Here is a 13,043-nt window from a genome sequence, read left to right on the forward strand (position 1 = left end):
ACCAAATGGGAATGCATGTGCAGGCCGACCGGGAGTTCTGGCGCGCCGCTTTGCTCGCCGGTGGATTCACCGCGATACCGCGGTGGACGCTCCGTCCGGTGCCGGGCATCGGCGAACACGAGGCGACGGTTCCGGACGATGTCGTGGCAGCGCTGGGCCGGCTGGCCGAGGATCTCGCGGTGCCGCTCGACTCCGTGCTCCTGGCCGCGCACGCCAAGGTGCTTGCCGCGTTGTCCGGCGAGCACGAGGTCGCGACCGGTTACGTCACTGCGGAGAACGGCCGGCCGCTGCCCTGCCGGCTGACGACCGAACCCGACTCGTGGCGAGCACTGCTGCTGGACACCCATCGAGTCGTGTCGGATCTGCTGCTGCACAAGGACTTTCCGGTCGATGAGCTCAGGCGCGAACTGGGCCTGGCCGAACCGTCGGTCGAGGCCGTGCTCGATCCGCACGGCTCGGTCGGTGAACTCGCCGGTGACACCGTGCTGTGCGTGGGCCTTTCGCAACGAAGCGACCGGTTGGTGCTGCGGCTGCGGTACAGGACCGACGCTCTCGACGAGGACTGCGCCGTCAGGATCGCCGGATACCACCTCACCGCGCTCACGCTGATCGCCGCCGATCCGGACGCCGAGCACGGGCGGCAGAGCCTCCTCTCCGCCGAGGAACTCCGCTTCCAGCTCGACGGGCTCGCCGGTCCGCACCGGGAGCTGCCGGACCTCCGGTTCCACGAGCTGTTCGAACAGCGGGTGGCGGCGCACCCTGACGCCGTCGCGGCGGTGCACGGGGAGCGGCAGTTGACGTATCGGGAACTCAACGCGCGTGCCAATCAGGTGGGTCGGGCCCTGCTGGCGCGAGGGCTGCGCCCCGAGGGTGTCGTCGCGGTGGTGACCGAGCGCAACCTGGACTGGATGGCTGCCGTGCTCGCGGTCTTCAAGGCCGGCGGCGTGTATCTGCCCATCGAGCCGCACTTCCCGGCCGATCGCGTCGCTTCCATGCTCTCCCGAGCCGCATGCGGGCTCGTGCTGACCGAACCCGGCAGCACCTCCACGCTCGACCAGGCCCTTGGATCGCTGTCCGGGGTCCAGAAGCTCTTCGTCGGCGCAGCCTACGAGGAAGACCATGCCCACGACGATCTGGGCCTCCGCGTCGCACCGGACCAGCTCGCCTACATCTATTTCACCTCCGGCTCCACCGGTGAGCCCAAGGGCGCGATGTGCGAGCACGCGGGCATGCTCAATCATCTCTGCGCCAAGATCGACGACCTGCAGATCGGCGAGGGACAGGTGGTCGCCCAGACAGCGCCCCAGTGCTTCGACATCTCGCTGTGGCAGCTGGTGGCCGGTCTGCTGGTCGGGGGGCGGACCCTGCTGGTGGAACAGGAGGTGATCCTGGACGTCCAGCGGTTCGTCGACAAGATCGTCGACGGCCGGGTCGCCGTACTCCAGGTCGTTCCCTCCTACCTGGACGTCGTCGTGTCCTGTCTGAAGCAGCACCCCCGCGAGCTGCCGGACCTGCGGTACGTGTCGGTCACCGGAGAGGCGCTGAAGAAGGAACTGGCACAGCGCTGGTTCGCCGCCCAGCCCGGGATCAAGCTGGTCAACGCCTACGGGCTGACCGAGACCTCGGACGACACCAACCACGAGGTCATGGACCGCGCGCCCGACGGGGACCGGGTCCTGCTGGGGCCCGCGGTCAACAACGTGCACGTCCGTGTCGTCGACGAGCACCTGGCCCCGGTGCCGCTCGGCGCCCCCGGACTGATCGTCTTCTCCGGCGTCTGCGTCGGCCGCGGATACGTCAACGACCCCGAGCGCACCCGGCAGGCCTACCTGGCCGATCCGCACCGTGCGGGCGCCCGGCTCTACCGGGGCGGCGACTACGGCCGCTGGCAGCCCGAGGGCAAACTGGAGTTCCTCGGCCGCCGGGACAACCAGGTGAAGATTCGCGGCTTCCGGATCGAGATCGGCGAGATCGAGAACACCCTGTTGCGGGTGCCCGGTGTGCGCGACGGTGCTGTGGTGGTCGCCGAGCGGGCCGACCAGAGCAAGCACCTGGTGGCGTTCTACTCCGGTCGGCAGCGACTCGAGGCCGGCGTCCTGCTGGAGCGGCTCGGCGAGTCGCTGCCCGCATACATGATCCCGTCGGCCTTCCACTGGCGGGAAAGTCTGCCGCTGACGGCCAACAGCAAGATCGACAGGAAGACCTTGCGGACACTCGCCGGGGAACTCGGCTTGGCCCAGGAGGAGTTCCATGCGCCGCACACGCCGACCGAACAGCAGCTGGCGGCCGCATGGGCGAAGGTGCTCGGCATCCCGCAACACGAGATCGGACGGCGGGACCACTTCTTCGACCGGGGCGGCACGTCGCTGTCGGCCGTGAAGCTGGCGGTCACCCTGAACCGTGCGGTGTCCCTCAAGGACGTCACCCGCCACCCGGTCCTGGCCGATCTGGCCGGGCTGGTCGACGGCAGGTCCGAACGGCGCTCCGGGCTGCTGCAGACCCTGTCGGGACCGGACCGTGCGCCTGCCCTGGTGTGCTTCCCCTATGCCGGCGGCAACGCCGTGAACTTCCAGCCGATGGCCAGGGCGCTGACGGACGGCGGGCCGGCGGTCCACGCCGTCGAACTGCCCGGTCACGACGTCACCGCCGGGAACGAGCCGTTCGCGCCGATGACACAGGTGGTCGAACAGGTCGTCGCGGAGATCATCCGGCGGGGCCTGACCAGCGTCCTGCTGTGGGGCCATTCCTCCGGCACCGCGCCGGCCGTGGAGACAGCCAGAAGACTGCAGGCGCGCGGGGTGGACGTCCAGCGGGTGTTCCTCGGCGCGCAGCTGCTCGGCGACGCAGCCGACCGGCGCGCCACCATCACCGAACTGACCGGGCGAAGCAACGCCGACATCGCTGCACAGCTGAGCACAGAGGGCGGGTACACCGAGCTCGTCGAGCTGGATGCGCAGCACGCCGAGCACGTGGGCGCCGCCTACCGGCACGACTGCCTGGCCGCACACCGCTACTTCGCCGAAGTCCTGGACAGCCCACCGGCGCTGAAGCTGTCCGCGCCGGTGACCGTGGTCGTCGCCGCGGACGACCCGAACACGGCGGAGTACCCGAACCGGTACCGCGACTGGCAGCTCCTGGCCGAGCAGGTCGACCTGCACGAGCTCACCGACGGTGGCCATTACTTCCTTCGCACCCGCCCGGCCGCGACGGCACAGGCCGTGCTGCGCGCCGCCGAACTGTTCGCTTCCTCCTGAGTGGCAACTGAAAGGACATCGAGATGTCGTCCATATCCACGGCGTCGCCGGTCGACGTCGAACGTGAACCCGGCAAACCTCCTCTCCTGCGGGCCGAGGCCACCGGCGACGCGTCGAGCTGGGCGGCCGAGCACCGGGACGCGCTGCGCGCTGTCGTCGCCGAGCACGGGTCGGTCCTGGTCCGCGGCCTCGGGCTGCGCGACGCGGCCGGGACCGCCGCCGTCTTCTCCGGGCTGGCCACCGGTCTCATGGCCGAGAAGGAGGTCTTCGCCCCCCGACGGACCTACTCCGACGGCGTGTACTCCTCATCGAAGTGGCCGCCGAACCAGCCGATGTGCATGCATCACGAACTGAGCTACACGCTCGAGTTCCCCGGCATGATGATGTTCGCCTGTCTCAGCGCGCCCACCGACGGCGGGGCGACGGCGGTGGCCGACTCGCCGACCGTGCTCGACGCGCTGCCCGCCGAGCTGACCGAGCGCTTCGAGCGAGAGGGCTGGCTGCTCACCCGCAGCTACAACGACGAGATCGGGGCGTCCGTCGCCGAGGCGTTCGGCACCGAGGACCGTGGCGCCGTCGAGAGCTACTGCCGCGCCAACGCGATCATGTTCGAGTGGCAGCCCGACGGTGGACTGCGCACCAGACAGCGCCGCAGCGCCGTGGTGCGTCACCCGGTCACCGGCCGGCGCTGCTGGTTCAACCAGATCGCGTTCCTCAACGAGTGGACGATGGCCCCAGAGGTGCGCGAGTACCTGGTGGACGTCTACGGCGCCGACGGACTGCCGTTCAATACCCGCTTCGGCAACGGCGAAGCGATCGACGAGGACGTCGTACAGCTGCTGAACGGCGTCTACGAGGCCAACACCGCGCGCGAGCCGTGGCAGGCCGGCGACCTGATGCTCGTCGACAACATCCGCACCGCGCACAGCAGGGAACCCTTCGAGGGGCCGCGTGAAGTGCTCGTCGCCCTGGCCGACCCGGTGCACCTGGCCGACTGCTCGCCGACCGTCGAGGTGACCGCAGGATGACCACCATCAGTTCCACCGCAACGGAGTCCACCACGCCCGTGCCGATCACTGTCCCGCCGTTCGCGGTGATCTCCGGCGGCCAGGTCCAGCGCGCGCTGCACGGACGTGAGAAGCAGATCGTGGAGCTGGTCGAGGCCACCTACCGGGTGCACGGCGCCGGTGATTCGGTGAACCCGCCGTCGTACTTCCTGCGGTTCCCCGACCGCCCGTCCTCCCGGATCATCGCGCTGCCCGCCTCGATCGGCGGTGAGGTGCGGGTGGACGGCCTGAAGTGGATCTCCAGCTTCCCGGAGAACGTGACGGCGGGCATCCCGCGGGCCTCGGCCGTGCTGATCCTCAATGATCGCGACACCGGCTACCCGTTCGCCTGCCTGGAGAGCTCGATCATCAGCGCCACGAGGACGGCCGCGTCGGCGGCGTCGGCGGCCGACTGGCTCAGCCGCGACAGGCCTCGACCGATGCGTGTCGGGTTCTTCGGGGTGGGACTGATCGCCCGCTACATCCACACCTTCCTGGCGGGCACCGGCTGGTCGTTCGACGAGATCGGCGTGCACGACCTGTCCGCCGAGAGCGCGGCAGGCTTCCGGTGCTACCTGGAGCAGTCGGGCACCACCGGCCGGATCACCGTGCACGACAGCGCCGAGCAGTTGATCCGGCACAGCGACCTCGTGGTCTTCGCGACCGTCGCCGGCCGGCCGCACGTCAGCGACCTGTCCTGGTTCGCACACAATCCGCTGGTGCTGCACGTGTCGCTGCGCGACCTGGCGCCGGAGATCCTGCTCGCCTCGACCAACATCGTCGACGACATCGAGCACTGCCTGAAGGCCGACACCTCACCGCACCTGGCCGAGCAGCTCACGGGGAACCGGGAGTTCCTGCACGGCACGCTGGACGACGTGCTGGCCGCACGCGTGACGGTGCCGGCGGACCGGCCCGTGGTGTTCTCGCCCTTCGGCCTCGGGGTGCTCGACCTCGCGGTCGGCAAGGACGTCTACGACGAAGTGGTCCGCCGCGGTGAGTTGCACGTCGTCGACGACTTCTTCCACGAAGTGAGCCGGTACGGATGAGCCGAGCCGAGAACCCAGGAGGCGTGTCACGAGCTGATGCCGGAAGAGCTCACCGGCCACGTCGCAGCAGGTGAGGACGTACGCGTCAGCGGCCGCTGACGCGGGGCCGTCCGGCTCGGCCGGCCACAGGCTCGCGGTCGCGGAAGCGAGAGGCCACCCACGGTCGGACGGACGTTCCGGAAGTGCGCTGCGCCAGATGGAGGAGACCAAGGTGCCCGTCATATCCGTTCCCCACGCCTTCAACGAAGAGGAGCTCTACGTCGACCTGCAGCCGTTCTTCGGGCACTCGCTCTTCCTGAAGTGCGAGGGCTTCAACTTCGCCGGCTCGGTCAAGTTGAAGGCCGCGACCGAAATGGTGGAGACCGCTGAGCGGGATGGAGTCCTGACGCCGGAATCGATCCTGATCGAGTCCTCGTCCGGAAACCTCGGCGTGGCGCTGAGCATGATCGCGGCGAGCAAGGGCTACCGGTTCCTGTGTGTGACGGACTCCCGCGGCAACCTGTCGACCAGGTTGATGATGGAGGCGTTGGGCAGCCAGGTGCACGTGATCGCCGACCAGGAGGCCAACGGCGGCTTTCTCGGCGCGCGGATCGAGTACATCCGCGCGCTGTGCGCCGCCGATGACCGGTACGTGTGGCTCAGCCAGTACACCAATCCGAGCAACTGGATGGCGCACTACCGCACGACGGCCCCGGCGATCGCCCGCCAGTTCCCGCGGCTGGACGTGCTGTTCGTCGGGGCCGGCACCACCGGGACCCTGATGGGCTGCGCACGCTACTTCCGGGAGTGGCACCGGCCGGTGCGGATCGTCGCGGTGGACAGCGTCGGCTCGGTGTCCTTCGGCGGCACCCCGGGCCGCCGGATGATTCCCGGCCTGGGAATGAGCATGCGACCGCCGCTGCTCGACGAGTCCTACGTGGATGAGGTGATCCGTGTCGAGGAGGCGGACACCATCCGTACCTGCCATCATCTGGCCAGGCGCGGGTTCCTGTTCGGCGGCTCCACCGGCACGGTGGTCAGCGGCGCGACGGACTGGCTGACCCGTCGTGACGCGCGCGAACTGACCGCGGTGGCCATCGGCCCGGACCTCGGCGAGCGCTACCTCGACACCATTTACCACACCAACTGGCTGCAGGACATTTACGGCGAGGACGTGCTCTACTCCCGCGAGATGCCCGCCGGTTCCTGGGCAGCCTCCCCCGCACCGGCGGCACGATGGGCCCGGCCGCTCAACCTGCAGACCGGCGACCTCGGCGGTAACCAGCGTCATCAGTTCCAGGACCGTAATGCCTGAACCCTCGGTCCGCGACGCGTCTCCCGGGATCGTCACCACCGCGAGGCCCGGTGACGTGGCCACCCGGGCGGCGAGTCGCGCGGGGGCCGTACGACCACGCGGTCTTCATGCCACGCCCGGGCGCCTTCCACCGCACATGTCCCGTGGAGCTCCTGGGCGAACTCGGCGTCGACACGCTTGTGTTCGCCGGGGGCGACCTGCCCGGCTGTCTGCGGACGAGCATCGCGGAGGCGACGGAGCGGGACTTCCGGGTCGCGCCGGCACGGGACACGGTCCCGCGGGCGGCCGAGCGGCGAGAGCTGAACTTCGGGCATGTGCAGGGTGTTGTGCGAGAAGGGCTGATGAACAGTCTGATCAGCCATCGGCGTAGTCTCCCTGCGCAAGGCGGGGCGGATAAGCGCTCACGGTATTCGGGCGCGTGAGGAGGCCCGTCCGATCACGGTCCGTCCTGCCACGCGACCGAGTCGCCCAGCCGGACCGTGCCTGGTTCCAGGACGCCCAGGTACACCCCGAGTCACGCCGGCCGGTTCCCGCGCGGCCTGAAGGCCGGGATTCCCTGCGAAGACCGGGATCGGGAAGACGGGCGACGGGAAGGCAGCAGAGACCCCCGCACGCGTTCAGCCTCACCACGCAACCGCAGCCCTTGAACAGGAGACGTCTCCAAGCCGTACTGGACAGGCGGCGGAACCCGGTCTCCCGACCTTGTCCGCCGTGCCACCACTTGGCTTCGCACGGAAGGATCTTCGGGTGTCGCACCCTGACCGCGCTCCAGTCCCGCCCCCTACGGACAGCGCAAGCACGGAGGAGGGCCTGCCCCGGGACGATTCCCCGGAGCGCGTCCCGGACCGTGACGCCGCGGGCCCGGCCGGCGCCGCAAGCGACGGCCCCGGCGAGGCCGTCGCCGGCGGCCGGCGGGAAGGGCACCCGGCCGCGGTGCGGAGTGTGGCGTGGGTGACCACCGCTCTGGCCACCGCGCTCGTGCTCCTCGCTCTCCTCCTGCCGAACCAGGTCAGCCGAATCACGCCCGGCGCATTCGCCCGCATTCCGGTGGAGGGGATCCTCGGCGTCGCCATACTGCTCGTCCTGCCGCCGAGGCCGAGGCGGGTGATGGCGGTGGTCGCCGGGGTGGGCCTCGGCCTGCTGACCATCCTGAAGTTCCTCGACATGGGTTTCTACGCGAGTCTCGACCGACCGTTCGATCCGGTACTCGACTGGATCCTCCTCGACGACGCCGAAGCTTTCCTCAAGGACTCGGTAGGCCGGGCCGACGCGATCGGTGCGCTGATCGGGATCGTGGCCCTCGCTCTCGCCCTGCTCGCCTTCATGACGCTGGCCGTGGTCCGGCTGAGCCGCCTCCTGGTCCGGCACAGCGCCGTGGCGACCCGTACCACCTTGGTGCTCGGCACCGTCTGGATCACCTTCACGGCGCTGGGCACGCAGATCGCCGACGTGCCGGTCGCTTCCAGAGACACGGCCACCCTCGTCGAGAACCGTGCCGACTCGGTGCGTGCGGGCCTTCAGGATGAGCGGGATTTCGAAAAGGAGTCTGCCGTCGATGCCTTCGGCGACACCCCGGCCGATCAGTTGCTGACCGGGCTGCGCGGCAAGGATGTCATCTTCACCTTCATCGAAAGCTACGGCCGCTCCGCGGTCGAGGACCCGGCGATGGCGTCGCAGGTCGACGCGGTGCTCGCGGACGGGACCAGTCGGCTGAGCGCGGCCGGGTTCTCCTCGCGAAGCGGCTGGCTCACCTCCCCCACGACGGGCGCCGGTAGCTGGCTGGCCCACACCACCTTCATGTCGGGCCTGTGGGTCGACAATCAGCAGCGCTATCGCAGCGTCACCTCGAGCAACCGCCTTACCCTCACCGGCGCCTTCCGGCGCGCCGACGCCTGGCGGACGGTCGGCATCATGCCGGGCGTCACCCGGGCCTGGCCGGAGGGGAAGTTCTTCGGCCTCGACAACATCCACGACTCCCGGCAGCTCGGGTACAAGGGCCCGAAGTTCAGCTGGACGCCCGTACCCGACCAGTACAGTCTGTCCGCCTTCGAACGCCTGGAGCACGGCAAGCCGGGCCGTGACCCATTGATGGCGGAGATCATTCTCGCCTCCAGCCACAATCCCTGGGCACCCATTCCCAGGATGATCGGCTGGGACGAGGTCGGTGACGGCTCGGTGTACGACGCCATGAAGAAGGCCGGCAAGGACCCCAAAGAAGTGTGGCGGGACCCCGCCCAGGTGCGAACCGAGTACCGGCGTGCCATTGAGTACTCGTTGCACAGTCTCACCTCCTGGGTGGAGAAATACGGCGACGACGACACCGTGCTCGTCTTCCTCGGCGACCATCAGCCGGTGACGACCGTCACCCGTGGCAAGTTCGGCCGGGACGTTCCGGTCGCGATCGTCGCCCGCGATCCTGCCGTGATGGACCGTGTTTCCGGCTGGGGCTGGCAGGACGGTCTGAAGCCCGGCCCGACCGCTCCGGTCTGGAGAATGGACGCCTTCCGCGACCGCTTCCTGACCGCCTTCGGTTCACAGCCGGGCCCCGTTTCGTCCCCGCCGGCCCGGTGAGACCAGAGGCATCAGCAGTTGACCAGGTGGAGCCATGCTGTCGCGTCGGCTCGCCGCCGCACGGTCGGCGTCACGCAGGATGCGCGACAGAAGGAACGGAGGTTTCGCGAACCGATGTGGCAGGCCGCTCGAGCCGGCGAAGGGCTGCGCAGGCTGCGGACACACCGGCGGTGGCCGTTCGCACTCGTCGTGGTCGTGCTCCTCGCCGAGATGGCGGTCGCGATGGTCACGACGGCCGTGAGGCAGACCCCGACCATCGACGAACCCGTGTACGTGGGCACGGCGGTGGTCTACGTGCAGCAGCACAGCCTGCGGTACAACCCCGAGCATCCGCCGCTGGGCAAGCTGCTCATCGCGTCAGGGACGGCCTTCGCCGACGCGCACCTCGACCGCGCCTTCACCGGCGATCAGACGGAGCTCGGACGGCACCTGCTGTACGAATCGGGCAATGATCCGTGGCGTCTGATGCTGTGGGGGCGGTTGCCGGTGATCGTGCTGACGCTGCTGTTCGGGCTGGTTGTCCTCGCGTTCGCCCGTGACCTCGCCGGCCCCGCGGGCGGGTTGGTGGCGCTCGGTCTGTACGCGTTCTCGCCCGACATCATCGCGCACGGGTCGCTGGCCACACTTGACGTACCGACGGCCGGCTTCCTGCTGACGTCGGTCTGGTTGCTGTGGCGGGCGCGGGAGCGGCCCCGCCTCTGCCTCCCGCTCGCCGGAGGGGCGCTCGGCGCGGCCGTGGCCACGAAGATGAGCGCGTTGCCCGCGGTTCCGGTGCTGTTGCTCCTGGCCGTCCTGTCGGTCTGCCACGCCCGCCGGACGCATCGCCCCGGCCCCGGCGGGCGGGTGCGGCTTCTCATGCTCGGCGTGGCGGCCGCGGCGGTCGTGTCGCTGGTCGCGATCGCCGTGGTGTGGGCGTCCTACCTCGCAGTCGACCCGCACCTGCGCTGGGCCGGTCCCGAGAACCTGCCGGTCACCCACGGGCTGCGCGCACGTGTCGTCGACCTGCTTCCGTTCCCGGAGCCGTACCGGGACGGTATGCGCCTCCAGTTCGGCTTCGAGAACATGACGTGGAGCGGCTTCCTGTTCGGCCGCCACTACCACGGTTCGCTGTGGTACTACCTGCCGACCGCGCTGCTGATAAAGACGCCGCTGGGCATGCTCGCGCTGTGGCTGACCGGTGCCGTCGCCACCGTGACGGTGCCCCGGCTGCGGTCCGCGGCACCGTATGTGCTGGCGCCCACGGTGGTGCTGCTGGCCGCGGCCATGACCGGGTCCCGCGATCTCGGCGTGCGGTACGCCCTCTTCATGCCGATGTTCCTGGCAGTCGCCGCGGCCGGCGTGGCCGCCTTCCGACGGCGGTCGGCGCACCTCGCGTCCGCGGCGCTGATCCTGTTCGTTGCGGTGAGCTCGCTGCGGACGTACCCGTACTACCTGCCGTACTCCAACGAGGCATTCGGCGGCCCGGCCAGGACTCACCTGCGTCTGCATGACTCGAACGTCGATTGGGGTCAGGACCTGGGCCGGCTGGCCGCCCGTCTTCGGCAGCGGTACCCGGACGAGAAGATCTGGCTCGTCTACAAAGGCAGCGGCATACCCTCCTTCTACGGCATCGACGCGTCCGACCCGCAGAGGGTCCCCCCGGGCGAGGTGCACGGGCTCCTCGCCGTGTCGGACTCCTCGATCGCCAAGGCCGATGACCGGCTGGCGAAGCTGATCAACACCAGCGTGCGCATCGACGAGGTGGGCCACTCGATCACGATCTACCGCCGGGCAACGCGTGTGCACGGGGCACTCGATGCGCAGTGGACCCAGCGCGGAGAGGTCCCTCACAGCCGTCCCCCGACGTGACCGGGCGAGGGAGCGATCATGCGTTTTCGAGCATCGCGTCCCGGACCCGCCTTGCGTTCTCGCGGGACCTGACGCACCACAGCCACCTGATGTCACGCGCGAAGGACCAGACGAGCAGCGCCAGCGCCACGAGGACTGCCGCACACGCGGGCAGGCGCGGGATGATCCCGGCGCCGACCACGAGAAGAACGATCCCCTGCAGGGCGGCCACCGTCTTACGGGCCATGCTCGGACGAAGGGGCCCCCGCAACCACGGCAATCCCCGGGCCGCCACGACGAATGCGTAGCGCATGGCCCCGATCAGCAGCACCCATGCGCCGAGCGACGTGGCGACGTGGACGCTGAGCACCAGAATGAGGAAGGCGTCGACTTCCATGTCGAAGCGTGCCCCCAGCGAGGACGCCGTCCCCGTGCGCCGGGCGACCTGGCCGTCGACTGCATCAAGGATCAGCCCCACTGTGGCGAGCGCGACCAGGACCGCGACCGGCGGTCGGCTGACGAAGGAATCCGCGACCAGCGCGGCCACACCCCCGACGAGCGTCGTGCGGGCCAGGGTGACGCCGTTGGCGGGACCGAAGGGCCTGTTGCCTGCCCGGTCCAGTGCACGTGTCAGCATGCCCCAGACGCCGGCCGTGACGACCAGGCCGGTCAGCCATCCCGCGGCTCCCAGTCCGGTCGTCATGTCGAGAAGAACCAGCAGGACTGTCTGCCCGGCTGCCCCCGACGCCGGCTCCGGGCGCAGCAGACGAGATCTGTATGTGCTCCTCCGGGTCACCGCGCGCCGCCCTCCTGCCGTGTGACACATTCGCCGAGAACCGCGTACGTTTGCGCGGTCCCACGATCATCAGAACGTAAACCATCGCCCGAGCGTTCAGCAGGAGGTCACCGATGGAGCGCACCGCACGCGCCTTCTGGCTCCGCTCCCCCGGCCACGGCGAGATACAGGATGTCCCGCTGCCGGAGCCGGCCGGCGACGACGTCGTGGTACGCACACTGTTCTCCGGTGTGAGCCGTGGCACCGAGAGCCTCGTCTTCCGCGGCGGCGTACCGGAGAGTCAGCACACGGCGATGCGGGCGCCGTTCCAGGACGGCGACTTCCCCGGTCCCGTCAAGTACGGCTATCTCAACGTCGGCCTTGTCGAGGAAGGACCGGCGCACCTCCTGGGCCGTACGGTCTTCTGCCTCTACCCGCACCAGAGCCGGTACGTCGTCCCTGCGAGTGCTGTGACCCCGGTGCCGGACACCGTCCCCGCCGGGCGGGCCGTGCTGGCCGGAACGGTGGAGACCGCGGTGAACGCTCTGTGGGACGCAGCACCGCTGATCGGCGACCGGATCGCCGTCGTCGGAGCCGGCATGATCGGCTGCTCCGTCGCAGCGCTTCTCGCCCGGTACCCCGCCGTCCGCGTCCAGCTGGTCGATTCCGATCCCACCCGCGCCGTCGTCGCCGACGCGCTGGGCGTCGACTTCGCACTCCCCGAACATGCCCTGGGCGACTGCGACCTCGTGGTCCACGCCAGCGCCACCGAAGCAGGGCTCACCCGCTCACTGGAGCTCCTCGCCCCGGAAGGCACGGTCCTGGAACTGAGCTGGTACGGGGACCGGCGGGTCAGCCTGTCGCTCGGGGAGGCCTTCCACTCCGGTCGTCTGGTCCTGCGCGGCAGCCAGGTGGGGACCGTGTCTCCGGCCCGCAGCTCCCGCCGTACCTTCGCCGACCGGCTCGCCCTCTCGCTCGACCTCCTCGCCGACCCTGCCTTCGACGCACTGATCACCGGCGAATGCGCCTTCGAGGAGCTGCCGTCCGTGCTGGCCAGGATCGGCAGGGGTGATCTGCCCGGGTTGTGCCACCGCGTCCGGTACGACACGACTCCCGTGCCACGGGTTCCGGCCGGACGCTGAACGAAACTCGCCATTGAACCTGTCGGGCGCTGAACACACAGCACGTTCCAGCCGTACTGAACGACAAGGGCCGCGAGCGGCCACA

9 protein-coding genes are annotated in these 13,043 nt (G+C 69.6%); 8 read left to right on the plus strand and 1 reads right to left on the minus strand.

The genetic code is table 11. The features are described 5' to 3' along the window. The first annotated feature begins 5 nt into the window (after nt 1–5). The 7 genes from OG878_RS04260 (at nt 6) to OG878_RS04285 (ending at nt 11,062) form a co-directional block, all read left to right on the plus strand. Complete coding sequence (locus OG878_RS04260) at nt 6–3,254, plus strand: non-ribosomal peptide synthetase (protein WP_328885494.1); 3,249 nt, start codon at nt 6–8, stop codon at nt 3,252–3,254. 23 nt (nt 3,255–3,277) lie between these two features. Then, nucleotides 3,278–4,282 carry a TauD/TfdA family dioxygenase gene (locus OG878_RS04265; protein WP_328885495.1) on the plus strand — a complete coding sequence of 335 codons (1,005 nt, stop codon included), beginning with the start codon at nt 3,278–3,280 and terminating at the stop codon, nt 4,280–4,282. Then, nucleotides 4,279–5,349 (plus strand): 2,3-diaminopropionate biosynthesis protein SbnB, encoded by a 1,071-nt coding sequence (gene sbnB / locus OG878_RS04270; RefSeq protein WP_328885496.1) that lies wholly within the window; start codon nt 4,279–4,281, stop codon nt 5,347–5,349. Before OG878_RS04265 ends, sbnB begins: the two co-directional genes overlap by 4 nt. Nucleotides 5,350–5,560: 211 nt before the next feature. Continuing rightward, nucleotides 5,561–6,643: a 2,3-diaminopropionate biosynthesis protein SbnA gene (gene sbnA / locus OG878_RS04275; protein WP_328891123.1), complete on the plus strand. Its 1,083-nt coding sequence runs from the start codon at nt 5,561–5,563 to the stop codon at nt 6,641–6,643. Next, nucleotides 6,640–7,065 (plus strand): isochorismatase family protein, encoded by a 426-nt coding sequence (locus OG878_RS42175; protein WP_443049233.1) that lies wholly within the window; start codon nt 6,640–6,642, stop codon nt 7,063–7,065. The genes sbnA and OG878_RS42175 overlap by 4 nt, the downstream gene beginning before the upstream one ends. 529 nt (nt 7,066–7,594) lie before the next feature. Further along, nucleotides 7,595–9,214, plus strand: coding sequence for a sulfatase (locus OG878_RS04280; protein ID WP_443049055.1), 1,620 nt, complete (start codon nt 7,595–7,597; stop codon nt 9,212–9,214). 114 nt (nt 9,215–9,328) lie between these two features. Further along, nucleotides 9,329–11,062 carry an ArnT family glycosyltransferase gene (locus OG878_RS04285; protein WP_328885497.1) on the plus strand — a complete coding sequence of 578 codons (1,734 nt, stop codon included), beginning with the start codon at nt 9,329–9,331 and terminating at the stop codon, nt 11,060–11,062. Nucleotides 11,063–11,078: 16 nt separating this feature from the next. On the opposite strand, the gene OG878_RS04290 is transcribed toward OG878_RS04285, so the two are convergent. Beyond that, nucleotides 11,079–11,867: a CDP-alcohol phosphatidyltransferase family protein gene (locus tag OG878_RS04290; RefSeq protein WP_328885498.1), complete on the minus strand. Its 789-nt coding sequence runs from the start codon at nt 11,865–11,867 to the stop codon at nt 11,079–11,081. Between the two features lie 83 nt (nt 11,868–11,950). On the opposite strand from OG878_RS04290, the gene OG878_RS04295 reads away from it, so the two are divergent. Continuing rightward, the gene (locus tag OG878_RS04295) at nt 11,951–12,958 is read left to right on the plus strand and encodes a zinc-dependent alcohol dehydrogenase (protein ID WP_328885499.1); all 1,008 of its coding nucleotides are present in this window, start codon (nt 11,951–11,953) and stop codon (nt 12,956–12,958) included. Nucleotides 12,959–13,043 lie beyond the last annotated feature (85 nt).

This window comes from Streptomyces sp. NBC_00316 (assembly GCF_036158715.1).
Taxonomy (GTDB): Bacteria; Actinomycetota; Actinomycetes; order Streptomycetales; family Streptomycetaceae; genus Streptomyces.

Bases quoted from the DNA above. Each gene is read 5' to 3' on its own strand.
- OG878_RS04260 (WP_328885494.1), top strand. From the start codon at position 6: ATGGGAATGCATGTGCAGGCCGACCGGGAGTTCTGGCGCGCCGCTTTG.
- OG878_RS04265 (WP_328885495.1), top strand. From the start codon at position 3,278: ATGTCGTCCATATCCACGGCGTCGCCGGTCGACGTCGAACGTGAACCC.
- sbnB (WP_328885496.1), top strand. From the start codon at position 4,279: ATGACCACCATCAGTTCCACCGCAACGGAGTCCACCACGCCCGTGCCG.
- OG878_RS04285 (WP_328885497.1), top strand. From the start codon at position 9,329: ATGTGGCAGGCCGCTCGAGCCGGCGAAGGGCTGCGCAGGCTGCGGACA.
- OG878_RS04290 (WP_328885498.1), bottom strand. From the start codon at position 11,867: ATGTGTCACACGGCAGGAGGGCGGCGCGCGGTGACCCGGAGGAGCACA.
- OG878_RS04295 (WP_328885499.1), top strand. From the start codon at position 11,951: ATGGAGCGCACCGCACGCGCCTTCTGGCTCCGCTCCCCCGGCCACGGC.